The sequence below is a fragment of the Butyrivibrio sp. genome, assembly GCF_024699075.1.
The window spans coordinates 1-24,134 of record NZ_JAILQF010000334.1; the positions used below are offsets into that span (position 1 = coordinate 1).

Annotated in this window: 19 protein-coding genes and 1 riboswitch; of the genes, 6 read left to right on the plus strand and 13 right to left on the minus strand. The window is 39.5% G+C overall.

All coding sequences use genetic code 11. From position 1 onward, the window contains the following. Nucleotides 1-245: 245 nt before the first annotated feature. Together K6G87_RS13425 and K6G87_RS13430 are read right to left on the minus strand one after the other, a co-directional pair. On the minus strand, nucleotides 246-806 hold the full coding sequence (locus tag K6G87_RS13425) for a hypothetical protein (RefSeq protein WP_296838284.1): 561 nt from the start codon (nucleotides 804-806) through the stop codon (nucleotides 246-248). Between the two features lie 27 nt (nucleotides 807-833). Beyond that, nucleotides 834-1,115 carry a hypothetical protein gene (locus K6G87_RS13430; protein WP_296838287.1) on the minus strand — a complete coding sequence of 94 codons (282 nt, stop codon included), beginning with the start codon at nucleotides 1,113-1,115 and terminating at the stop codon, nucleotides 834-836. A 463-nt stretch (nucleotides 1,116-1,578) separates the two neighbouring features. On the opposite strand from K6G87_RS13430, the gene K6G87_RS13435 reads away from it, so the two are divergent. Further along, nucleotides 1,579-2,454, plus strand: coding sequence for a phosphoribosylaminoimidazolesuccinocarboxamide synthase (locus tag K6G87_RS13435; protein WP_296838290.1), 876 nt, complete (start codon nucleotides 1,579-1,581; stop codon nucleotides 2,452-2,454). A 103-nt stretch (nucleotides 2,455-2,557) separates the two neighbouring features. Here K6G87_RS13435 and K6G87_RS13440 read toward each other — a convergent pair whose 3' ends face one another. Together K6G87_RS13440 and K6G87_RS13445 are read right to left on the minus strand one after the other, a co-directional pair. Beyond that, nucleotides 2,558-5,416 carry an FtsX-like permease family protein gene (locus K6G87_RS13440; protein WP_296838292.1) on the minus strand — a complete coding sequence of 953 codons (2,859 nt, stop codon included), beginning with the start codon at nucleotides 5,414-5,416 and terminating at the stop codon, nucleotides 2,558-2,560. Then, entirely contained in the window at nucleotides 5,410-6,117 is a 708-nt protein-coding gene (locus K6G87_RS13445) for an ABC transporter ATP-binding protein (RefSeq protein ID WP_296838294.1), read from the minus strand. The genes K6G87_RS13440 and K6G87_RS13445 overlap by 7 nt, the downstream gene beginning before the upstream one ends. Nucleotides 6,118-6,567: 450 nt before the next feature. Here K6G87_RS13445 and K6G87_RS13450 point away from each other — a divergent pair, with 450 nt between their 5' ends. Beyond that, nucleotides 6,568-7,992: an amidophosphoribosyltransferase gene (locus K6G87_RS13450; RefSeq protein WP_296838295.1), complete on the plus strand. Its 1,425-nt coding sequence runs from the start codon at nucleotides 6,568-6,570 to the stop codon at nucleotides 7,990-7,992. Between the two features lie 296 nt (nucleotides 7,993-8,288). Here the strand turns inward: K6G87_RS13450 and K6G87_RS13455 are convergent, their stop codons facing one another. Then, entirely contained in the window at nucleotides 8,289-9,950 is a 1,662-nt protein-coding gene (locus tag K6G87_RS13455; RefSeq protein WP_296838298.1) for an EAL domain-containing protein, read from the minus strand. 265 nt (nucleotides 9,951-10,215) lie between these two features. Here K6G87_RS13455 and K6G87_RS13460 point away from each other — a divergent pair, with 265 nt between their 5' ends. Next, nucleotides 10,216-10,689, plus strand: a complete 474-nt coding sequence (locus K6G87_RS13460) for a PH domain-containing protein (RefSeq protein ID WP_296838301.1) — start codon at nucleotides 10,216-10,218, stop codon at nucleotides 10,687-10,689. Between the two features lie 166 nt (nucleotides 10,690-10,855). On the opposite strand, the gene K6G87_RS13465 is transcribed toward K6G87_RS13460, so the two are convergent. The 8 genes from K6G87_RS13465 to K6G87_RS13500 form a co-directional block, all read right to left on the minus strand. After that, nucleotides 10,856-11,935, minus strand: a complete 1,080-nt coding sequence (locus K6G87_RS13465) for a tetratricopeptide repeat protein (RefSeq protein ID WP_296838304.1) — start codon at nucleotides 11,933-11,935, stop codon at nucleotides 10,856-10,858. A 34-nt stretch (nucleotides 11,936-11,969) separates the two neighbouring features. Beyond that, nucleotides 11,970-12,344, minus strand: a complete 375-nt coding sequence (locus tag K6G87_RS13470; RefSeq protein ID WP_296838306.1) for a RidA family protein — start codon at nucleotides 12,342-12,344, stop codon at nucleotides 11,970-11,972. Nucleotides 12,345-12,374: 30 nt separating this feature from the next. Continuing rightward, complete coding sequence (locus K6G87_RS13475) at nucleotides 12,375-12,629, minus strand: hypothetical protein (protein ID WP_296838309.1); 255 nt, start codon at nucleotides 12,627-12,629, stop codon at nucleotides 12,375-12,377. A gap of 11 nt (nucleotides 12,630-12,640) precedes the next feature. Then, nucleotides 12,641-14,056 (minus strand): tetratricopeptide repeat protein, encoded by a 1,416-nt coding sequence (locus tag K6G87_RS13480; protein WP_296838312.1) that lies wholly within the window; start codon nucleotides 14,054-14,056, stop codon nucleotides 12,641-12,643. After that, nucleotides 14,053-14,226: a hypothetical protein gene (locus K6G87_RS13485; RefSeq protein ID WP_296838313.1), complete on the minus strand. Its 174-nt coding sequence runs from the start codon at nucleotides 14,224-14,226 to the stop codon at nucleotides 14,053-14,055. The genes K6G87_RS13480 and K6G87_RS13485 overlap by 4 nt, the downstream gene beginning before the upstream one ends. A 74-nt stretch (nucleotides 14,227-14,300) precedes the next feature. Further along, on the minus strand, nucleotides 14,301-15,689 hold the full coding sequence (locus K6G87_RS13490; RefSeq protein ID WP_296838316.1) for a bifunctional folylpolyglutamate synthase/dihydrofolate synthase: 1,389 nt from the start codon (nucleotides 15,687-15,689) through the stop codon (nucleotides 14,301-14,303). A gap of 155 nt (nucleotides 15,690-15,844) precedes the next feature. After that, nucleotides 15,845-18,517, minus strand: coding sequence for a valine--tRNA ligase (locus K6G87_RS13495; protein WP_296838319.1), 2,673 nt, complete (start codon nucleotides 18,515-18,517; stop codon nucleotides 15,845-15,847). 482 nt (nucleotides 18,518-18,999) lie between these two features. Then, entirely contained in the window at nucleotides 19,000-21,399 is a 2,400-nt protein-coding gene (locus K6G87_RS13500; RefSeq protein ID WP_296838322.1) for an ATP-dependent DNA helicase, read from the minus strand. Between the two features lie 265 nt (nucleotides 21,400-21,664). On the opposite strand from K6G87_RS13500, the gene K6G87_RS13505 reads away from it, so the two are divergent. The 3 genes from K6G87_RS13505 to K6G87_RS13515 all read left to right on the plus strand — a co-directional run bounded on the left by K6G87_RS13505 (nucleotide 21,665) and on the right by K6G87_RS13515 (nucleotide 24,061). Further along, a complete protein-coding gene (locus K6G87_RS13505; RefSeq protein WP_296838325.1) occupies nucleotides 21,665-21,889 on the plus strand; it encodes an HPr family phosphocarrier protein in 225 nt (74 codons plus the stop codon). Nucleotides 21,890-22,117: 228 nt separating this feature from the next. Next, a complete protein-coding gene (gene asnA, locus K6G87_RS13510; protein WP_296838328.1) occupies nucleotides 22,118-23,128 on the plus strand; it encodes an aspartate--ammonia ligase in 1,011 nt (336 codons plus the stop codon). A 61-nt stretch (nucleotides 23,129-23,189) separates the two neighbouring features. Next, nucleotides 23,190-23,295, plus strand: a riboswitch (TPP riboswitch). A 73-nt stretch (nucleotides 23,296-23,368) separates the two neighbouring features. Continuing rightward, on the plus strand, nucleotides 23,369-24,061 hold the full coding sequence (locus tag K6G87_RS13515) for an energy-coupled thiamine transporter ThiT (protein WP_296838331.1): 693 nt from the start codon (nucleotides 23,369-23,371) through the stop codon (nucleotides 24,059-24,061). Nucleotides 24,062-24,134 lie beyond the last annotated feature (73 nt).

The window sequence follows — 24,134 nt, forward strand, 5'->3', positions numbered from 1 at the left end:
GGTCAACTTCACACTTGCGCCTTCAGGCGACAAGCTTGAGTATATCTACAGCCAGTCTGTACCGATAGAAGAATCCGGACAGCGCGCAATTGATTTTGTAAATGGTCTTTATGAAAAGGGCTTTGCAGACTTTTCTTCTGAGCCTACAGAACTGTTGTAATTTAAAAATATTTATTGTACACAAAAACTCAGGTAGTTTACACTCTACCTGAGTTTTTTATTTATGATCCTATCTTCATGTTATTTTATGTTTCGCCGTAGTTGGCGGTTTCTTTATCTATCATCATATTCTTAAGCTGAGGAAGTGCTTTTTCAGGCTCTTCCCTTAGTGTTACCATAAAAAGATATGCACCTATGAGCGTCATCTGTGTTATGTCCATAAGCTTCTTTGAAGTAAATCCTGCTGCCTTGACACTTCTAAATCCCGGAGTTCCCTCCACGATCATATTGTACATTTCCTGTACAAGGTCATCATAACGGCTTAGTTTAGCCCATATTTTGGATGCCTGCTTCATAGGCATATCACCACTATAAAGAAGGCAGTCTATGATCGTTGACTGTACATACGAGGTCTCAGTCCAGTCTCCTTTTTGGCGGAAGGCATTCACTATCCTTATCATCTCTTCCGGCTTTTCTTTTATCAGCTTCACTACATCTTTTCCCGTAGGAATCTCAGATACAGGAAGTTCTGCAATAAAGCCGCTTTCAAGCTCAAACCTGATATAATAGCGGTCTTTATATCGTCTTACAAGCTGATATTCACTTGTTTCATCCAGTAGGTCTGTGCAGCTGACGATAACTTCCACAGATAGCTCCTTTCTCCCGGCAGACGCTTAGCTGTTTTGCTCCTCCTGTAATAACTTTATCGCACATATAGCTATTTTATAACAAATCGCTTTATTGGGACTTATATCCTTTTCTATTGCTTCACGCAGATACTTCTCAGAACCCTGTATCTGATCAAGTGTATACTTAACTTCGTTATTATCTGCATTACAGTAAAGCGTTCCGGTAGACTTATCATATCTCTCCAGAATATTACCGTACTTAGTATATTCCTTACCAAATGTTTTCTTATAAAGTTCATTTATAAGTGCATCTCGATTATCAGTCATACCTGCCTCCTATGTTTTGTTAACGAAAAAGAGTATGTGTATATTTATTTTATCATGTATTGGATAAGTTTAAAATAAAAAACCGATGAGAAATCTCACCGGGTAATTTTAGGGAGGAGGGCCGTCTGATGGGGAGTCAGACAGCCCATTATGAAAAAGTTAAGTTATTGGTTGCTTCGGATCATTTATCATCTTCCGATAATATAATATTACATTGATTATGTAACGAAATTATGAACACCAGGTTAATGTTGTGTGCCATTTTCAGACGAAATCGATTTCAGATTATTTTTATTATCCGGAGGCTTTATAAAAACATGCACAATTTTTTGATTGAATGGTCAAATTATTTTTTACATGTAGGATGTTTACTTTTGAAAAGCGAGTGTACTATACTTGTAGCGAAACATAAAAAGGCTAAGACAATTAGCCAAATATAAAGCAAATTAAGAGAGGTCATGAAATGAAGGAGTTTACACCTATTAAGGAAGGCAAAGTTCGTGAGATCTACGATACAGGAGACAATCTTATCATGGTTGCTACAGACCGTATCTCAGCTTTCGACGTTATTCTTAAAAACAAGGTTGTTAAAAAGGGTGCTGTTCTGACTCAGATGTCTAAGTTCTGGTTCGATTATACATCTGATATTGTTGCCAATCACATGGTAAGTACTGATGTTAAGGATATGCCTGAATTTTTTAATCAGCCTCAGTTCACAGGTAACAGCATGCTTTGCAAGAAGCTTACTATGATTCCTGTTGAGTGCATTGTTCGTGGTTATATTACAGGAAGCGGCTGGGAAAGCTATAAGAAGAACGGCACAGTATGTGGCATAAAGCTCCCTGAAGGTCTTAAGGAATGTGACAAGCTTCCACAGCCTATCTATACTCCTTCAACTAAAGCCGAGATCGGTGATCATGACGAGAATATAGATTTCGAAAGAAGTGTAGAAGTTCTTGAGAAGGACTTCCCTGGTCATGGCAGAGACTACGCTGAGAAGATCCGTGATTATACAATTGCTCTTTACAAGAAGTGCGCTGATTATGCTCTTACAAGAGGCATCATCATAGCTGATACCAAGTTCGAATTCGGTCTTGATGAGAATGGTAACGTTGTACTTGCAGACGAGATGCTTACACCTGATTCAAGCCGTTTCTGGCCATTAGAAGGATACGAAGCAGGTCACTCTCAGCCATCCTTTGATAAGCAGTTCGTACGTGACTGGCTCAAGGCTAACCCTGACAGCGACTACAATCTTCCTCAGGATGTTATCGACAAGACAATCGAGAAGTACAAGGAAGCATACAAGCTCCTCACAGGCAAGGAACTTGAAGCATAAAGATTTTTTATGATCTAAATTTTAATAACTATATATTTATTAAAAGTGTCAAAAGGTAGAACTTCTATCTTTTGACACTTTTTATTTTGATTATATAGCTTCGTTACTCTACTGATTTAAGGCTTTCTACCATGTCTATCTTTTGTATAGAAAAGTGTGCAATAGCATTTACAAAGAGTGAAAAGACTGCCGTGAGCAGGGCTGAGAGTATATAGCTTCTGATAGATATTTCCCGTCCAAACATCATGTAGCTGTTTTCAACTGTAGTCATGAGCCATACAAGAAGGTATTTTCCTCCAATAAGTCCGAATATAATGCCCACAAGAGTCATGACAGTGTTCTCTCTGTATATATAATTGGTCGTCTCTTTATCCGTAAATCCCAGGACCTTAAGAGTTGCAAGCTCTCTTATCCTCTCAGAGATATTGATATTGGTCAGGTTATAAAGAACTATAAAGGCAAGGGCAGCTGCTGCCGCTATGATAATACCAACAGCTACATTGACTGCCTTAAACGATTTATCGAACCTGTCTACAACAGCATTGATCCTTGTGTATGAAGAAGCACCTTCCATCGCAACAAGCTTTGATGACAGTTCATCTATCTGCGTGTCTGTAGCATTGTCTGTGTACTTTATGATGAATCTGTTGTCCATAAGATCATCACCTGTAATAGCATCAAGATCATCAAAGTTCATGTACACGTAGTTATATACATAATTCTCGACTATATCTGCCACTTCAACTTTTATAACAGTGTCATCTGAAAGTACCACTTCAACAACGTCGCCTATAGAAAGGTCATTAACATCTGCAAGCTTTTCTGTAAACAAAGCTTTCAAACTGCTGTCAGATATATTGGCGCTATCTTTTGGTATCACGACCTCATTATCATCAGTCCTGTGAGCAACTGAAATGAATTCAGAAAATTTATCATAATCCCTGAATGCCACAACATATGTTCCAAGATCATTTTCAGTTCCTGCAACTGATGTAGGCATATCCGTATATATTGCCATATGATCAGAGACTATTGATGATTCATCTATGGCCTTATCTACTGCACTTAGCTGATCATCTGTTTGATCTGAGTTCATATCAAGATATGCGTCATAATGGGTTATATCTTCAAACTGATTGTCAATGACTGTGTACAAAGAGTCATAAAGGCCAAGCCCTACCACAAGAAGGGCTGTACATCCTGATATTCCTATTACTGTCATCCAGAATCTTTGCTTATATCTGAACAGATTTCTGCAGGATACCTTGGAAGTAAACTTTAGTTTGTTCCAGATAAAACCTATTTTTTCAAGCCATACTCTCTTACCGGCTTTAGGAGCACGAGGCCTCATAAGCTTGGCAGGACGTGCCTGAAGTTCTACTCTGCTTGCAAGAAAGGCCGTTCCTGTTACAGCTACAACTGCTATTCCTACTGAGAAAATATATATTCCGGGCTGAAGTACTATCTGCAGATCCGGAAGTGTATACTGCCCCTTCCAGGCTTCAAAACACAATACAGGAAGCAGGGCATTCCCCCAGATAAGTCCTATTATCCCTCCTGTAAAGCTGGCAAAAAAGGCATAGCCTATATATTTGATCGATATCATGCTATAGCCATATCCAAGAGCCTTTAAGGTTCCTATTTCACCCCTGTGATCTTCTACCATTCTGGTCATTGATGTAAGACATGAAAGAGCAGCTACAAGATAAAATATAACAGGGAATACATTAGCAAGATCGCCCATCTTCTCTGCATCCTGTTTATAGCTCATGTATCCTGTATTGGCGCTTCTTGAAAGGACATAGGATGTACCTGCATCCATGTCATCTATTTCTTTTTGTGCATCAGCTATTTCTACCATAGCTTCGTCAATTTCTTTTTGCGCTTCCTCAAGATCTGCCTTAGCTTCATCTATTTCAGCCTGATTATCTTCAAGCTCTTTTTGCGCTTCTTCTATTTCAGGTGTGATCTCCGGCAGATATGCTATGGTATTTTCAAGCTCCTCTTTGGCTGCATCAAGCTCTTCCTGAGCGCTTTCAAGCTCATCTTTAGCCTCATCAACCTCTTTTTGAGCATCATCTATCTTAGCTTTTGCTTCATCAAGGCTATCCTGGCTTTGGTCATGCAGATACTCATATCTTAAGCTTACAAGGCTGTCTGCAAAATCTTCCATACTCTCTGCATAGTCTTCGGTATAGTCATCATATTCATCAGTATATGCTTCCATATCCTGAGTCTTATCTAGCAAAAGATATATAGCAGTATAATAATCCCAGTCAAATTCTGTCTCCGGCACATATATAAAAGCTGATATAGTACCACTTCCTACATTTGAAGTGCCTCTGTCAACTGATACATATAAAGGGCTGTCTGCAATACCTACTATTGTATAGGTATAGTCATTTAATTTAGTGGATGGTGCTTCAACATCAATATCATCCGTTAATGCTTCATCTGAGTCTTCGTCTTTATCTGAGTCTTCGTCTTTATCCGTATCTTCTTTGGATTCTTTCTCATTATCAGGATCAATAAGTGTTATGACATCGCCTACTTTCAGATTCAGATCCGATACAAGATTACTGTCAATTACACACTCACCGTTCTTGGTAGCAAGTCTTCCTTCTTTCAGGTACAAAAGATTCATTTTTTGGGGCATGGAATATACAGATACTACAAGATTGTCGATCTGAAGATCCTTCTGCCTTGATCCCTCGGCGCACAGGACTCCTTCATAAGAAGATACCTTATCTATATCCTCTTCCATAAAGCCAAGAGTAGAGAGCATACGAATATCCATGAGGTTCTGATCCTTGTAATACTTTGAAGCTGTATACTTCATATCAGGCGACGTAGTACGAAGACCTGACAGGAAAGCTACAGCGATCATTACAAGAAGCAGAAGTGATAGAAATCTTTTCAAAGACTTTTTTATTTCTCTAAATGCATCAGTTATAATTACCATTCAATATCCTCTATATCTGTAGGACTAGCATTATTTTCAATCTTATCTGCCTTACCGTTTCTTATATGGATGACACGGTCTGCCATGGGACATATGGCTGAGTTATGAGTTATAACTACTACCGTTATGCCCTTTTTTCTGGCCATGTCCTGAAGTATCTTAAGGATCTGTTTGCCTGTCACGTAGTCAAGAGCTCCTGTAGGCTCATCGCACAGAAGTATCTTGGGATTCTTGGCTATTGCACGGGCTATGGCAACTCTTTGCTGCTCACCTCCCGACAGCTGGGCAGGAAAGTTATTGACACGGTGAGATAAGCCCACTATTTCAAGGGCTTCAAGCGCATCCATTGGTTCTTTGCAGATCTGAGCAGCAAGCTCAACATTTTCCTTGGCTGTAAGATTTTGTACCAGATTATAGAACTGGAATACAAAGCCTATATCATATCTTCTGTACAATGTGAGCTGTTTTCTGTTAAAATCGCTTACACGCACATCATCGACCATAATAGTCCCTGAGCTGCATACATCCATTCCTCCAAGCATATTTAGAACTGTTGTCTTACCTGCGCCTGAAGGTCCGACTATGATAGTGAACTTGCCCTTATCTATAGTAAAGTCAGCGCCGTCTACTGCCTTTATAGGCACTTCACCCATGTTGTACTTTTTGACAACATTTTCAAATGTGATATAACCACTCTCCATTAATCAATTCCTCTCTAATGAGATAATCCTGTTATTTGAATCTTATATTCTCTTAGGCTTTACTACCTGCGTGTCATAGCATCTTAGCATTTCAATATAGATGACTTTATCACGGATTATTTTTATGACACATTATCCGTTCTCTTCTTTTTTCGGACAAAATAGAAACATCTATAACGATATCTTTCTGATTCTTAAATAAAATGATCTAATACCATGAAAGGGCCTGGTCCAATACGATTATTATTTTTTCGGAAAAAAATTCTATAAAAATTTTTCCATAAATCTCTATAATAACGGGCCGTTTTTATGCAACTATACAAAATATTAATTTTGTAGATACGTAAGTCTTTTTTCATGTTATTATTGTCATGGCAAAAGTTTGACTGAATGTTCAAACTATAAATTTCAAAGCAATAAAATCTCTATTTTATTAGGAAAGAGGCATACATGGGTGGTTTTTTCGGATTAGCATCTCATACTGATGCAGTTTTTGATCTTTTCTACGGAACAGATTATCATTCCCATCTGGGAACAAGACGCGCAGGACTTGCTGTATACGACAGCGAAAAGGGTTTTGACCGCGCAATTCACAACATCGAATCTTCAAATTTCCGTCCGAAATTTGACAAAGATATCCTTAACATGAAAGGAACTCTTGGAATTGGCTGTATTTCAGACTTTGAGCCACAGCCTCTTATTGTTCGTTCACACCATGGTACTTATGCTATTACAACAGTCGGCAGGATCAATAATGTAGATGAACTTACTGACAAATTATTTGCAAATAATCGTTCCCACTTTCTTGAAATGAGTGGCGGAGATGTCAATCCTACAGAGCTGGTTGCTTCTCTTATCAATCAGCAGGATACAATTGTAGATGGTATTCGCTTTGCTCAGGATCAGATCAAGGGTTCCATGACTCTTCTTCTCATGACCAAAGACGGAATCTATGCTGCAAGAGATAAATTCGGCCGTACTCCCGTACAGATAGGCCGCAAAGATGAAGCATTCTGCGCATGCTTTGAAAGCTTCTCTTATATAAATCTTGGCTATGAACCTTACAAGGAACTTGGGCCAGGCGAGATCGTATTCATGACTGCTGATGGAGTAGAGACTGTTTCAGCTCCAAAGAAAGAGATGAAGATCTGTACTTTCCTTTGGATCTATTACGGATTCCCTGCAGCATCCTATGAAGGACTTAATGTTGAGCAGGCAAGATATAACTGCGGATTCAAGCTTGCTGATAGAGATATGCAGCGTCCTAATGTTCACCCTGACCTTATAGCAGGTGTTCCGGATTCAGGTGTAGCCCATGCTATCGGATATTCCAACAGATCCGGTATTCCTTATGGACGTCCTTTTGTAAAGTACACACCTACATGGCCAAGATCATTTATGCCTACTATCCAGTCAAGACGTAATCTTATTGCCAAGATGAAACTTATTCCAATCCAGGATCTTATTAAAGACAAGAGACTTCTTCTTATCGATGATTCGATCGTAAGAGGTACTCAGCTTAGAGAGACTACAGAATATCTCTATGACAAGGGAGCCAAAGAAGTCCATATCCGTCCTGCTTGTCCTCCGCTTGTATTCGGATGTCCTTATATCAGCTTCTCCAGATCCAATTCTGACAGAGAACTGATCACAAGACGTGTAATTGAGCAGCTTGAAGGAAATCCTAATCCTACAAGAGAGACTCTTGATAAGTACACAGATCCAGATTCAGAGCAGTATGCAGCTATGCTTGAAGAGATCAGAAAGCAGCTCAACTTCACAACCCTTCACTATCACAGACTTGATGATATGATAGAAGGACTTGGAATCGAGCCATGCAAGCTCTGCACCTATTGCTGGAACGGCAAAGGCTGATATTAAGAAAAACAGCATTTAAGAATTATTAAATTCATACATTCTTGAACTTTATGTTCAAGAATGTATACTTTTTGAAATAATAATTCCGAATCATAAAAAGAAAAAGCCCTCTTATTCGCAATGAATAAGGGGGCTAAATTTTTATCTTAATAATAAATCAGACCAAAAATCATCAAGTGACTTATCAGATCAAGTCAGATTGAAAATCATCAAATGACTATCAGATCAAGTCAGACCGAAAATCATCAAATGACTATCAGATCAAGTCAGACTGATACTTATCAGAAGACTCATCAGTTAGTATGATAAAGAGGAAGCTTCTTTAATTCTTCAATCTTAACAGGCTTTGAATAGTAATAACCCTGGAAAGAATCTGCCGGGAACTTGTCTCTTACAAATCCAAGCATTTCAGCATTCTCAATACCTGTAAGGGCTACATGTACATTCATGTTGCGTGCAAAGCCTGACATAGCTTCTACTATATACTGGTTAACAAGGTTCTTGTCTATATCTCTTAAGAATCTTCTGTCTATCTTGATAAGGTCGATAGGAAGAAGTCTCAAAAGGTCAAGTGAACTGAAATCTTCTACATCGAGAGCAAGCTGGCTTCCTAAAGACTTCATGAAGTCTACCTGGCTCTTAAGATGTTCTCTACTCATATCACGGCAGCGCTTTGTAAGCTCAAGTGTAAGATTCTTAACAGGGAATCTTGTACGTCTAAGTAGCTCCATAAGAGTTGTTCTGAATTCGCTTCGCTCAAGCTGCATGAATGTAAGATTTATATTGAGCATAAAATCCGGGAATACTGCAACTATTCCACGTGTTTCATTAAAGGCCTGTTCAAGGATCCAGTTACCAAGTTCGAAGAATACGCTATCATTCTCAAGAAGAGGTATGAAGGTATCAGGCATTACTTCGCCATACTTCTCACTCTTCCAACGTATCAGAACCTCTGCACCTATCATGTGATTATCCTTAGAAGATACGATAGGCTGATATACAAGATAGAAGCCTTCACATCTGTTCATGATATCTGCACGTATAGCATCAAGAAGCTCTATACGTCTTGCATTCTGTTCCTGGTGCTCATTATGGTATACAACAAGGCCGCCATGGTTAATATCTTTAGATACATCAAGAGCATATTTAGCACTTGTATATATAGTATGTTCATCAAGAGCAAAATTCTCTACAACGACTATACCACCAGCTATACTTACAGGTACCCTTGTACCTGCAACATAAAAGGCTGTCTTAAGCTGCTCACGCATTCTTGAATACAGACGTCTTACTTCATCAAGAGACAGCGAACCAGTAATAGCTACAAGGCTGGTACCATCTCCTCTGTATATCTTTCCATCACTCTTAACAAGATTGGAAAAAAGATCTGCCTGGGCTTTAAGAAGCTGGTTACCAAATGAATAGCCGTATGTACGGTTAATATCATCAAATCTGATAGTATCGATAACAAGAACAACTGATTTCTGCTTACGGTCACGTCTTTGACGAAGCTCGTTAAAAAGCTGATACAGATTGTCTGTGTCAGTTATCGGATCTCTATTTGAAACTATTCCGTGATTGGTAATAAAGAATGCAAGATAAGCAGGTCTTCCTGAATAATCCTTTATTATGGTTCCCTTGCTGGAACAGGCTACATACTCACCATTCTTGTCCATAGCACGGTATTCCATAGGAGCTTCCTGATTGATTCCTGCTATCATAGCAGTAATGCGCTGCTCATAATTCTTTCTATCATCCGGATGAATACGCTTGTGCCAATCATCATCAGCATTCTCTATGTATTCTCCTGAAAGTCCGAAAAATTCTACTGCATTAGTAGACCATCTTGCATAGTGATTAAAGATATCATATACAACAGCATAACGGCTCTTTGATACAACAACAAAGGTATCAAAGATCCTGCTTATTGTGTCATTAAGTCCGGTCCTAGGCATATTTCCTCCCTATACGGCTCATTAAGCACTCCCCAGCCGTACATAAAACTAGAAATTTTGATTCCACTATTATTAATAGTATCGCATATACATTTTATGCCATTACGGACAAAAATGCCATTATTTTAGATAATTTCGTTAAAATTCTACATTTTGCCCTATATTATATTCAAGATTCCGTCACCGTTCCATATAAGTTGCCTTTACTTTTGATTTATTTTCGCTTATTATTAGTACAATAAATCCTAAAATACGGAGGAATACAATGTCAGAGCCAATTTACGAATCTAATGCACCTCTTACATCCAAAGGTAATCTGGTATTCAAAGAGACTACACGTCTTCGCTTTTTTGGTATTCCGTGGCCTTTCACCCACTACCAGATATATGAAAATGACCTTGTTGTGATCAAGGGACTTCTCAATCTTGATGAAGATGACTGTTATCTTTATAAAATCGCCGATGTTAATATAAAGCGTTCTCTTCTTCAGAGAATGTTCGGTCTTTCTACCATAACCTGTTTTGTAGCATCTGATGCTTCAGGAGATCAGATAGAACTTAAGAACATAAAGCACGGCAGAGAGATCAAAGATTTCCTTTTGTCACAGTCTGAAGCCTGCAGACTTCGTCGTAGAACTGTAGCTACTCAGAATCTTAGTTATCATGACAATGACCATATAGAGGAAGTTCATATAGTTGATGCCAATCATGATGGAATTCCGGATGACTTCCAGCAATAATTCAAAAAACAATTTTAAAAAAAGACAATGTATCTTTTTCCAAGAAACATTGTCTTTTATTATTGTTATCTGATCGTTATGTCACAAACACCAGATACCTTTTATTGATGTAGCCAGAAAATCATATTATCTTTAGATGATAAGCAGTTCACAAGTAAGAAGCTTTTCAGATTCTTGAAGATATAAATACCGCCTCTCTCCTTGCCTCTTCATCATCAGGATACAGCGATAAATATGTATTCATAAGAGTATTTGCTGTTTCAAAATCTCCTGTATATTCATATGCTGTGATCTCATTTCTTAGAAGCGCCTGATTTTCATTAGGATCATTAAGTGCAAGCCCTGCTTCAAAGTCAGCTATAGCTGATGTATAGTAGCTTAGATCATTATAAGCCTCAGCCATCTGCATCTCACAAAGGCCAAGTCTGTTGTAGATCTCAGCATGTTCACCACTTTCTTCTAAATATGATTTGTATACGCTTATAGCATAGTTATAATCGCCCTGCTTCTCGCTTGTCTGGCCTAAAAGGAGGATGATCGGTGATTTGTCGGTTTCACTCTTTTCACTTCTTGCAAGCTCGAGATAGTTCTGAGCCTGTGCATTATTGCCAAGATAGAAAGAGATCTGTCCAAGCTCATAATTGGTCATATGATCAGGATCCCATACACCTTCAAGGATCTCAAGTCCCTCATCTTCATAACCATTAGCAGCAAGGAGCTGATATATCTCTATTATCCTGTCATAATCCTTGGAATCAAGCTTCATAACAGTATTAAAATCTGCCATCGCAAGATCGTGATTGCTCTGCTCAAGATAGCATACGCCTCGCATATATATCGCATCCTTATCATTCTTATGAAGATTTAAGATAGAGTTATATACGTTTATTGCTTCGCCGTAATCACCATTTAAATAATATGCCTTGGCAAGATAAAAGTTTGTATCAAAATCAACATCCTGAATTATGCCATTGCCTGAAGCTAGTGAGGTCTTGAAATATTCTATAGCCTCTTCATAATTACCCTGATCAAGGCTACAGATTCCAAGTGCTCTATTACAGTCATGCTTATCAGCGCCCTGTTCAAGAGCCTTTAAAAGCGTGTCCTGGGCGCTTTGATAGTCATGATCCTGAATATATTTAACTCCGGAATCAAGAAGATTGTCTGTTTCTGAAGATGAGCATCCGTTTAGACACATCATCATTGTAAGACCTAAAACAAGCAGAGTTTTCTTTTTTCCCCTCATTATGAGTGCTTCCCCCTAGTAGTATAGCCATCTATCATTTCAGATAAGCAATTATCTCAACTTCACACAGTACATTTTTAGGAAGCTGCTTAACTGCAACGCAGCTTCTTGCAGGCTTTCCTGTGAAATATTTCTCATAAACGCCGTTAAAATCAGCAAAGTCTCCCATATCTGCAAGGAAACAGTCTGTCTTAACTACATGCTCATAGTCTGTTCCTGCTGCCTTAAGGATCTCTCCGATATTACGACATACAAGATCTGTCTGCTCTTTAATATCTGCTCCTTCGATTTCTCCTGTTGCAGGATTGATCGGGATCTGTCCTGATGCATAAAGAAAATCACCTGCGATTATACCCTGTGAATATGGTCCGATTGCTGCCGGTGCTTTGTCTGTAGATACTTTTTTCATAAAAAACTTCCTCCTTAAAATATTATCTTTTCAAAAAACAGATTTATTTTCCTGTTCTTCAAATACTGCTGTCACATAGAAGCCTCTTGCATTCTCTTCTACTTTGGTAACCTTTCCCTGCCTTGCAAGCATCCTCTGATTAAAAGGATAGTTGCCACTCATGGCAAGAGCAGGATCAATTGTATAGTAATAATTACTTGGAAGGACGCCCTCAGTTACAGTTATAGAATCCCCCTCTTTTAAAAGACCGGGGCGCTCCATCTTAAATTCCATTATTCGTTCCATTTTTAAAGCCCTTATTCTTCCAGATTATTGATCTCAGCAATCTTGGTTTCTGCATTATTAGCATACTTGGTATCAGGGAACAATGACTGAACATCATTGTAAGCCTTCTTGGCCTTGTCATAGTCACCGCTCTCATAATATGCATTACCAAGGAAGTACAAAGCAGGTTCGTTGGTATTATCATAACCAAATGACTTCACCAGATCCTCAATAGCTGTCTCATAATCCTGAGATGTATATGCATTATATCCAAGCTTATAGTAGTAATTACTAAGTGAAGGACCGATAAGCTCTATCATTGTAGCATACAGATCCTTAAACTCATCTGAAGCAGAACTTTCAATCTTATCCATATCAATAAGATCCATGTGCTCAGCTATGCTTTCAAGGTCACTTGGAGTCTGTATATATACGTCTACTGCTGCTATAAGCTCATTCATAGCTTCAACAGTTACATCTTTTTCCGAATAAGAATCTATTGTAGCCTGAAGCTCTTCTATCTGCTCATTAAGGTCATCAACCGTACTCTGGTTCTCCTGAAGAAGTGAAGACTTAAGATCGCCTTCTTCACTTATAGCGGCAATTCTTGCTCTGGCCTCTTCATTAACCTTTTGGATTTTGGCAGGAAGTATCAGAAATACTCCGGCAAGAAGACCAAGCGCCATTCCTATAACTATACTTATAAGAGACACTGTTCCCTTGGGCTGCATACTGTGTACAGGCTGGATAATTGTATCATTTCCACTCTTGTACTCAATAACGTCGCCGTTTTCTGATCTTTCTTTGACAGTCTTATCGTCGTCATCATCAGGAGAAAGCATCTTTTCTGCTTCCTGAAGATAAAAACGTGTCTTAGTGCTTCCGTTATCTATACGAAGAGCTCTTGTAAGCTCCTTCTTGGCTTTGGAATAAGAACCATTATTAAGATATAAAAGACCCAGAAGTTGATGCGCCGCAAGGAAGTTAGGATTGGACTGAAGTATCTTCTTAAGCTGTATCACAGCAACATCAAGACTTCCTTCTTCGCAGAACCTTAAGGCTACATTGTACTTCCTAACAGACTGATTCACTACATCAAGATGTGTAGGATTATTACGAAGCTCTTCCATGTAGTCATCTGCACGATTGTCACCTGTCTGAAGGTTCTTACTTATAACCCATTCACAAAGCGCAGGTACTACTTCGCCAATCTCATAATATACAAGACCCAGAAGGTTTCTGGCTTCTATATTGTTCTTATTGAGTTTTATACTGTGCTGAAGAGAGTTAATAGCACCGGAAAGATTCCTGACCGTAGCCTTTTGAAGACCATCATTATAATAATAATTGGAAAGGCTTATCACCTTCTTGTACAAGGCTACATTTTCACCACATTCCGGGCAGAAATCGCTCTCTGTCAGAGTACTTCCGCATCTGTAGCAAATCATATCGTGCCTCGCCCGTTTTTAGATTTTTTGGGAGCAGTTTCTGCTTCCTTCATCATTTTAACGAGAATATCCGCCATATCATCAAGATCCTGATTGTGGATCAGTTCTTCAGCATCCTCTATTTCAAGACTTGGACGAAATTTTTTGATTTCCTCTTCGAAATTAATCATAATTAACCTCATCTATCGACTGTAAGGAAAGACTAATTGTCTGATATTTAAATGTATTCATCTTTATATAAAGATCATTCAAACTTTTCTTTGAGCTGACCGGCCAGATATAAAGAACCGGCTGCAAATACCAGATCATCATCCTTTTTAATTGAATTAATATAACAAGCGGCCTCATCAACAGAATCATAAAATGAAACATTGTCAAATGAAGAGAATGCGTCCTTAAGACTGTCCATATCCAATGACCTTCCCGTCTTCAGGCTGCAAACCGCGATCTTATCAAATATCCTGCTGTTACCTATCATAGAAGCCATCTGCATGTACTGCTTGTCCGAAACAACTCCAAATAAAAGGATCTTACTTCCCTTGGAATCTAATTCTCCGGCACTTTTAAGAAATGCTTCTATTCCATCTGCATTGTGTGCTCCATCAACTATAAAGCCTTTTTTTATCTCTTCCATCCTGCAGGGCCACTTGGCATCAAGAAGACCCTTTTGTATATCATTAAGAGATATATCTGCACCAAGGCTTTTCAATTCTTCGATACAGCTTATGGCAAGCGCCGCATTCTGTGTTTGATATACGGCAGAGCTGCGCAGACATAGTCCAACATAATTATAATACTCAGAATCATAGCAAAAATCAACGTACTTATTACCCTCATTACCTGTGGCAGAGCTTACGTTTTTGATGCTTGCATCAGATATACAGCGGATTTTTGCCTGCTTTTTAATGGCCTCATCTGTGATTACTTTTGTAGTCTCTTTTCTCTTGTCAAAAAATATTACGGGTATACCTTTTTTAATAATTCCGGCCTTATGAGCTGCAATCTCTTCATAAGTATCACCAAGATACTGCATATGATCTTTACCAACCTCAGTAATAATACTTACAAGAGGCTTACGAATCACATTAGTGACATCCAAAAGCCCTCCAAGCCCTGTTTCAAGCACAAGATAATCTACAGGATGTACCTTGTATATGACCATTGCCATGAAAAAAAGATATTCAAAATATGAAGGAAAAAAGTCTGAAGATAAAGGGCTTTGCTCCTGATAATCCTTGACTTTATTTAAAATCTCCAAAAAAGCCTTAATAAATACATCTTCGGATATTTCTCTGCCATCTATCTGAAACCTTTCGGTTATCCTTACAAGATGGGGAGATGTAAACATCCCGGCCTTATATCCGGCATGCTTTAGTATCGATGATACATAATTACATACAGATCCCTTACCATTAGTTCCTGCAACATGAATTATCTTCATACCTTCATCAGGACTCCCCATAAAATCAAGAAAGTCTCTGTTTTCTAAAACCGAGTGCTTACCTGTAAGAGACGGCAATCTATCTAAAAACTCCTCACATATAGAAAGAGTGAGCTTATTTTCTTTATCTATATTTTCTTTATCTATATTTTCTATATAATCAATATTCCTAGCTAAATCATCAGAAATCATAATATATCTACTTTCTATAGATTAACTATATAAAAGCCTGTATTATCCCTTGCGATTTTGATTACTTTGGAAGTTAATAATCAAATCGCAAGGGCAGCTCCCAACAAACATATATCCGCAGGCACCTTGGTACTTGCGGATATACTGGTAATTTTTTATTTCTGAAGCTGATCAAGTCTTTCTACGATCTGATCATACTGCTGTTTGTATCTTGCCTGCTTCTCTTTTTCTTCGGCAATCTTAGCTTCCGGAGCCTTAGAAAGGAACTTTTCATTGGAAAGCATAGCCTTTGATCTCTTAAGCTCGCCTTCCATCTTGCTCTTTTCCTTATTAAGACGCTCAATCTCAGCCTTGATATCTACAAGCTCTGCAAAAGGAATGTAGATATTGCATCCAGGGATAACTACAGATACAGCATCATCTGCTATTCCTTCCTTATCCTTCTGGCATACTGACTCATTTGCATAAGCAAGTGACTCAAAGAACAGCTTACCTGTTCTGAAGATATCAAGCATTTCATCATTGTCAGATACAACGAATACCTTAGCCTTACGACTAGGAGCAACATTCATCTGAGTTCTTACATTACGGATACCACGAACGGCTTCCTTAATAGTCTCAATGCTCTTTTCATCATCAAAGAAGTTCCACTCATCTTTGTATACAGGCCATGAAGAGATCATGATAGACTCTTCTTCGTCCTGAATTGTGCAGAAGATTTCTTCTGTGATGAAAGGCATGAAAGGATGAAGGAGCTTAAGACCATCTATAAGAACAGTCTGAAGTGTCCACATTGCAGCATCTCTTGATACCTTATTATCTGAATTATAGAGTCTTGGCTTAACCATCTCAATGTACCAGTCACAGAACTCTTCCCAGATGAAGTCGTATACCTTCTGAACAGCGATACCCATTTCGAACTTATCCATGTTCTCAGTAACTTCTTTTACTGTGTTATTGAGTTTGGACAGTATCCAGTGATCAACAGGCTCAAGTCCTTCCGGTGCCGGCTTATTGATAGCACTTTCTTCATCATCACCCATGTTCATCATGATGAAACGTGAAGCATTCCATACTTTGTTTGCAAAGTTTCGGCTGTTCTCAACACGCTCATAGTAGAATCTCATGTCGTTACCGGGTGCATTACCTGTTACGATAGTGAGACGAAGCGCATCAGCACCGTATTTCTCAATAACTTCAAGAGGGTCTATACCGTTTCCAAGTGATTTACTCATCTTACGACCCTGTGAGTCTCTGATAAGTCCATGGAAAAGAACTGTCTTAAACGGATATGTGCCCATCTGCTCATAGCTGGAGAATATCATTCTGATAACCCAGAAGAATATAATATCGTATCCTGTAACAAGTACGTCTGTAGGGAAGAAGTACTTGAGTTCAGGTGTCTGTTCAGGCCATCCCAGTGTCTCAAATGGCCAAAGTGCAGATGAGAACCATGTATCAAGTGTGTCAGTCTCCTGCTTGAAATGAGTGCAACCGCACTTAGGACAAACTGTAGGCTCCTCTTTAGCAACTACAGTCTCTCCGCAATCTTCGCAGTAATATGCCGGGATTCTGTGTCCCCACCAGAGCTGTCTTGAAATACACCAGTCTCTGATATTATCTGTCCAGTTGAAGTAGGTCTTCTCCATACGCTGAGGAATAAGCTTGATCTCGCCTTCTTTTACAGCTTTAACAGCAGGCTTAATAAGCTCATCCATCTTTACAAACCACTGTTTCTTGATCATAGGCTCAACGGTGGTTCCGCATCTGTCATGAGTTCCTACATTATGTGTATAGTCTTCGATCTCAACAAGAAGACCCATCTCTTCAAGTTCCTTAACAATGGCGTCGCGGCACTCATAGCGATCCATGCCCTCGAACTTGCCACCGTTTTTATTGATGGTAGCGTCATCGTTGAGGATATTTACTTCTTCAAGGCTATGACGTTTTCCTACCTCAAAGTCGTTAGGGTCATGTGCGGGTGTGATCTTAACCACACCTGTACCAAATTCCATATCTACATAGCTGTCCTCAACTATAGGAAGCTCTCTGTTTACAATAGGAAGAAGTACCTTCTTGCCCTTAAAGCTCTTGTATCTGTCATCATCAGGATTTACGGCTACGGCTGTATCTCCGAGCATAGTCTCAGGACGAGTTGTAGCAAATTCAATGAACTCAGTCTTGCTGACTGTTCCATCCTCATCTATAACAGGATACTTGATATGCCACAGATGACCTGCCTGCTCCTCATATTCAACCTCTGCGTCGGAAATGGAAGTATTACATACAGGACACCAGTTAACAATTCTGTTTCCTTTATAAATATATCCCTTTTCATGCATCTTCACGAAAACTTCGGTCACTGCCTTGTTGCAGCCATCGTCCATAGTGAAGCGCTCACGATCCCAATCACAGGAGCTGCCAAGTTTCTTGAGCTGTGAAACTATGGTTCCACCGTATTCCTTTTTCCACTCCCAGGCTTTCTCAAGGAATTTCTCTCTGCCAAGCTCATGCTTGTCAATTCCCTGCTTCTTAAGCTCATCAGTGATACGTACCTCAGTAGCTATGCTGGCATGATCTGTACCCGGCTGCCAGAGGGCATTATATCCCTGCATTCTCTTCCATCTGATGAGAATATCCTGAAGAGTCTGATCAAAAGCGTGTCCCATATGAAGCTTCCCGGTGATATTCGGCGGTGGGATTACAATAGTGAAGGGCTTTTTACTTTCATCCACTTCAGCATGAAAGTACTTGTTGTCCTCCCATTTCTTGTATAATCTTCCTTCGATTCCTTTTGGATCGTATGTCTTTTCCAATTCTTTTTTCATAAAGTCCGTATCCTCTTTGATTATTGTTATTTCAGACGCTCCTTAATTATAAAGAAGTATTAGTAAATAATATTAAAATAAGCTTTTTTTGTCAATTAAACAGCACATGACACTTGTGTCATAGCCTGTTTTTGGTTTACATAAATATATTGACTATATTAGTATTGTTAACAAAATTCCGATTTCATAATGACCATTATTGTAAACCATCAGGTTATGCCATTTTATGCGATTTTTTATATATGTGGTTCCGACATATCCCCAATTTCCACAGAGTTATCCACATGTACACGAGTGTCATTTTTTAGGTGATACCTATTTCTTTTGAGTCTCGATACTGATAGTTGTTCATACAATTCACGCAATTAAAACAATTGCATGGTTTACATAATATTACATTCTTTTGTTATTATGTTACCTTTGCATGTTTTCTTATTGTTTTTACCCCTGTTTTTTATGATAAACAGCCAGCAAGAAATCATCTAAATCCGCTCCCAGAGCGCTTTTATGTCATTTTTGACTGAACTGGTCGATGTAAGTCTTATATCCTTCCACTCTCTTGGAAACATATCCGTATACGCCCTTTGTGTAAATCGTTCATCCAGCAATGCAACAACTCCAACATCGTTTTCTGTACGGATTACACGTCCCGCAGCCTGTAGTACTTTGTTCATTCCGGGATATCTGTATGCATAATCAAACCCATCTTCCCCGATTTGCTCAAAGTATTCCTTGATTATCTCCCTCTCATTACATACCTGTGGAATGCCTGTTCCGACAATAATAACTCCGATGAGGCTGTCATCACGAAGGTCGATTCCCTCGCTGAAAATTCCACCCATCACGCAAAATCCCAAAATGCTTCTGGAGGCTTCTATCTCCACCTCCATATTTATAATTCCCGAAAAATCAATATCATTCCCCGGGGTAAACCGCATGAGAAAGTCCTCACGCTCCTCCTCAGTCATATACTCATTCTGAACCAGTATCTCCTGCGTGTTTTCATCATAGTACAGCTTCTCGTATATCATTCCCACATCCTCCATAAAAAGGCGGGAAGGGAAAAATATAAGATAATTTCCCGGCTTTGCAGACACTATTTCGTGTATGTAGTTTGCAATTTTCTTATATTCGCTTTCTCCCCGGCGGGTATACCTGCTGGTGACATCAGTTGCGATCAGTCTTCCGCATTTTGCAGGATCAAATATCGATTCTGCGTAGACTTCATAGTCCTGAGGTCCGCCTCCGAGGAGCTTTTTATAATATTGGATGGGCAATAATGTAGCTGAAAAAAGTATGGTGGAACGCGCTCTCATCATACAAGCTGCCAGATTGTCCGATGGATCCACACATAAAAGCCTTATCCTGAAGCCTTCCTCCATCGTCTGCTCTGCATATATGACATATTTATCGTCACACAGATCATATATAGTCGAAAATTTGGAAAGATCAAAATAAAAATCAAGGATTTCATCCCTGAAATCTCCTTCAGCATGATCCTCAAGCCAGGATGAAATCACCTTGATCAGTGTCTCCAGCTTCTGCATCAGAAGCGAAATATTGAAAATGACCTCACATCCATCGGTTCCGGTCATTATCTTCTCCATTTCCTTCTCACAGTTTTTGATCAATCCCGCCATTTGGGGATGAGAGGCTGATATCAAAGACCTCAAGGCGACAAGCTCATCCAGAAAGAGATTGCTGCTATACATCTCCCTGCCTCTGTCCAGAAGGTTATGTGCCTCATCAATAAGGAATACATTTTCTCCTTTAATACCGTCAGAGAAGAATCTCTTGAGATAAACAAAAGGATCAAAAACATAATTATAGTCACAGATCACAGCATCCGCCCACAGGCTCATATCCAGAGACAACTCGAACGGACAGACCTGATATTTATCCGCATATTCATAAACCGTATCTCTGTCAAAGGCGTCTGTATTGGTGAGCATATCGTAAATACAGTCATTTATTCTGTCAAAATGGCCATTTGCACGTGGACAGGCCACCGGATTGCAATCACTTTTCTCAAGTACGCATATTTTGTCCTTAGCTGTGAGAGTTACTGTTTTGAAACGAAGTCCCTGAAGAGTTCTAAGGCTATCAAAAGCATTTTCTGCCACTGTGCGGGTTATGGTCTTGGCTGTAAGGTAGAATATCCTCTCTGCTTTATTCTCTCCTACAGCCTTCACAGCAGGAAAAACAGTACTGAGAGTCTTGCCTGTACCTGTGGGTGCCTCCAGGAAAAGCTTCCTCGAATGATAGATAGTACGGTAAACATTGGCCGCCAGCTCTTTTTGACCAGCCCGGTACTCGAATGGGAATCCCATATTATGTATCGATTCTGTGCGGATTTCATCCCATTTGGAGAGGAACTGCGCCCATCTGTGATACTGCCCCAGTAAATCTTCAAACCACGCCCTGATTTCAGATATTGAATGATCATACGTAAAACGACGTATCTCCTCAGTATCAATATTGCAGTAGGTAATCTGCACACTTATATTTTCAAGTTCGTTCTGTTCAGCGTAAATGGCCGCATAGCACCTGGCCTGCGCCACATGAACCTCATCCGGCTCTTTTATTTTCTTAAGATCACGGTATGTGCCCTTGATCTCATCAATTAGAACAGGCTGGTCTTTTCTCTCCCATATACCGTCAGCTCTACCGTCTATGGTCAGTATATAGTCCTCTTCAGTCACAGTGTACGAAAGTGGAACCTCAGCCCTGTAATCAGCTCCCATACTCTTTTGTATCATACGATGAATACGCGAGCCCTCCTGCATAGCGGTATCAGGAGCATGATGTATTCTGTTATCAATATTTCCCGATCTCAAAAGGAACTCCACCAGCCCCCTTACTGAAATCCTGATTTCCTTCATTTATGCGTGTTTCCTTTCATTTCATACCTCAATCATGATACCACAGAGAGCAATACGCAGGCGACGTTTATCGCTGTTTTGATGCCTCAGTGATTTACAAAATATATCCCCGGAATAATGATCTGCTACACTACATCCATCTCCCGCTATAACACATGAATTTTTCTTAAGAAAATCTTAAGAAAATACTAAGATTTTCTAAAATATTTTAGATAAGAATTATTGTATAATTCTAAATGTTATAAAAAGTAAGGAGATTAAAAAAATGAGCAAAATAATAAAACTCAATCCCAGTCAGGTTAAGGATTTTGTTAGCGCAGCTACTAAGTGCGATTTTGATGTAGACATTTCATATAATCGCTTTACTGTAGATGCAAAATCTATTCTCGGAGTTTTCGGTCTTGATTTCCGTCAGCCACTCAAGGTAAGCTATCGCGGATTTAATGCAGATTTTGAGAATTACCTCGACAAACACGCAGCTGCATGCTGATACAAATAACAAGAAATGCCCACGTCCAATATACTTCTCATATGGGTGTGGGTGTTTTTTTGCACAAAACTGGGTGGAAGTATCTGAAACTTCTTTTGTTTTAACTAAGGAAATGCTTGCGCTGAGGGCTGAAAAGAGTTTTAATAAACTATAACTTTTTTTGAACGCAAAAGTGAAAATGCGCTCAAGAGTCTATATTTTGTTGGGAAATATTAAAGGAGGAGTCTTATGGAAAATCTTATCATTCCTGATAGTTACGAATCAGCGCTAAACCTCCACGACACACAGGTAGGCATCAAGACAGTCAAAGATTTCTTTCAGAACACATTATCTGAGAATCTCAATCTTCTGAGAGTCACTGCCCCTCTGTTCGTTGCTCCGGAATCAGGTCTTAACGACAACCTTAATGGTGTTGAGCGTCCGGTAGCTTTTGACATCAAGAACGAAGATGAACGTGAAGCAGAAATCGTTCATTCGCTCGCAAAGTGGAAGCGCTATGCATTAAAAAAATACGGTTTCAAAGTTGGCGAAGGTCTTTATACAGATATGAACGCCATCAGAAGAGACGAAATCCCCGATAATATCCACTCTATATTTGTTGACCAGTGGGATTGGGAAAAAGCAATTGATAAGGAAGATCGTAATTTTGATTTTCTGAAGGAGACTGTTCGTACAATATATAAAGTACTTCGCAAAACAGAGAAGTATATGTCCATCAAGTACGATTATATTGAGGAAATCCTTCCGCATGACATTTTCTTCATAACTTCTCAGGAGCTTGAGGATATGTATCCCGGAAAGGATGCAAAGAAGCGCGAATACCTTATCACCAAAGAAAAGGGCGCAGTATTTATCATGCAGATCGGCGATATTCTCGCTTCAGGTGAGAAACATGACGGACGTGCTCCGGATTATGATGACTGGGCATTAAACGGCGATATTCTTGTTTACTACCCTGTTCTCGACATAGCGCTTGAGCTCTCTTCAATGGGAATTCGCGTCGATGAGGACTCTCTTAAGACACAGCTTGAAAAAGCAGGTTGTACAGAGCGTGCAGAGTTGCCCTTCCAGAAGGCAATTCTTAACAAAGAGCTTCCTTACACAATAGGCGGTGGTATCGGACAATCAAGACTTTGCCTGTTTTTCTTAAGGAAAGCACACATCGGAGAAGTTCAGTGTTCTCTTTGGCCTGATGATTACTCTGCTGCTGCAAAAGAAGGCGGAATACAATTATTATAAAAAGTCTATTGACAAAACGTTACAAATAGAATTAAATTGAATTGCTAAAAATATTATAAATCACATCTGCTAGGGGAGCTTTGCTGAGATGGTTGCTGCAATGCAGGAATCGACCCTCATTACTTGACCCGGGTAATACCGGCGTAAGGAAGCATTTATTTTTCAGAATGACATTCTGTTATAATGAGAGTAAATAAGAGCCTCCCCGTTAGCCAATGTGAAACGGAGGAGGTTTTTGTTATGTCATTATTTCTCAAACAGGTAGAGGATACCTATGAATTAACCCCATCAGGTTATAGTCTTCTGGTACTTCTGCTCATCGCAGCTCTCATCGCAGCTTGCTTTTTCACTGGAAGGGACAATAAGAGTCATTTTTCAGTAAAGCAGCTGGTATTTGCAGGAATGTGTGTAACTCTTGCTATGATCGCATCCTTTATCAAGATTTTCCATCTTCCCATGGGTGGATCGATCACACTTTTCTCAATGTTCTTCATCACCTTTGTGGGATATCTGTACGGTATCAGAGCCGGTCTTACTTCAGCTCTTGCCTATGGCTTCCTGCAGCTGATTATTGATCCGTATATCATCAGCATTCCACAGCTCGTATGTGACTATATCCTCGCTTTCTCTGCTTTGGGAATCTCAGGATTTTTCAAAAATTCCAAATACGGTCTTGTTAAAGGCTATATTGCAGGCATACTTGGACGTCTGTTCTTCAGCGTTTTGTCCGGTATGATCTTCTTCGGTCAGTATGCATCCGAATATGGCATGAATGCATTCACCTATTCCTTCGCCTATAACGGAATCTATATCGGAGCAGAGGCTGCACTTACACTTGTTCTCATCAGCATCCCTGCAGTGAATAAAGCACTCAAGCGCATCCGTGTAATGGCCAATGAGGAAGAAATTCGTGGCGCCCTCCCTCAGGGATGATGTAAGATATAACAGATCTAAAGGAAGGACCAGCCCCATGCATTACGTGTGGCTGGTCCTATATGATTATTGT

Coding starts and splice junctions, on each gene's coding strand:
- K6G87_RS13445 (WP_296838294.1), bottom strand. CDS start 6,117: ATGGAGAGTGGTTATATCACATTTGAAAATGTTGTCAAAAAGTACAAC.
- K6G87_RS13495 (WP_296838319.1), bottom strand. CDS start 18,517: ATGAAAAAAGAATTGGAAAAGACATACGATCCAAAAGGAATCGAAGGA.
- K6G87_RS13435 (WP_296838290.1), top strand. CDS start 1,579: ATGAAGGAGTTTACACCTATTAAGGAAGGCAAAGTTCGTGAGATCTAC.
- K6G87_RS13515 (WP_296838331.1), top strand. CDS start 23,369: ATGTCATTATTTCTCAAACAGGTAGAGGATACCTATGAATTAACCCCA.
- K6G87_RS13480 (WP_296838312.1), bottom strand. CDS start 14,056: ATGATTTGCTACAGATGCGGAAGTACTCTGACAGAGAGCGATTTCTGC.
- K6G87_RS13505 (WP_296838325.1), top strand. CDS start 21,665: ATGAGCAAAATAATAAAACTCAATCCCAGTCAGGTTAAGGATTTTGTT.
- K6G87_RS13485 (WP_296838313.1), bottom strand. CDS start 14,226: ATGATTAATTTCGAAGAGGAAATCAAAAAATTTCGTCCAAGTCTTGAA.
- K6G87_RS13440 (WP_296838292.1), bottom strand. CDS start 5,416: ATGGTAATTATAACTGATGCATTTAGAGAAATAAAAAAGTCTTTGAAA.
- K6G87_RS13450 (WP_296838295.1), top strand. CDS start 6,568: ATGGGTGGTTTTTTCGGATTAGCATCTCATACTGATGCAGTTTTTGAT.
- K6G87_RS13470 (WP_296838306.1), bottom strand. CDS start 12,344: ATGAAAAAAGTATCTACAGACAAAGCACCGGCAGCAATCGGACCATAT.
- K6G87_RS13490 (WP_296838316.1), bottom strand. CDS start 15,689: ATGATTTCTGATGATTTAGCTAGGAATATTGATTATATAGAAAATATA.
- K6G87_RS13460 (WP_296838301.1), top strand. CDS start 10,216: ATGTCAGAGCCAATTTACGAATCTAATGCACCTCTTACATCCAAAGGT.
- K6G87_RS13465 (WP_296838304.1), bottom strand. CDS start 11,935: ATGAGGGGAAAAAAGAAAACTCTGCTTGTTTTAGGTCTTACAATGATG.
- K6G87_RS13455 (WP_296838298.1), bottom strand. CDS start 9,950: ATGCCTAGGACCGGACTTAATGACACAATAAGCAGGATCTTTGATACC.
- K6G87_RS13430 (WP_296838287.1), bottom strand. CDS start 1,115: ATGACTGATAATCGAGATGCACTTATAAATGAACTTTATAAGAAAACA.
- K6G87_RS13500 (WP_296838322.1), bottom strand. CDS start 21,399: ATGAAGGAAATCAGGATTTCAGTAAGGGGGCTGGTGGAGTTCCTTTTG.
- asnA (WP_296838328.1), top strand. CDS start 22,118: ATGGAAAATCTTATCATTCCTGATAGTTACGAATCAGCGCTAAACCTC.
- K6G87_RS13475 (WP_296838309.1), bottom strand. CDS start 12,629: ATGGAACGAATAATGGAATTTAAGATGGAGCGCCCCGGTCTTTTAAAA.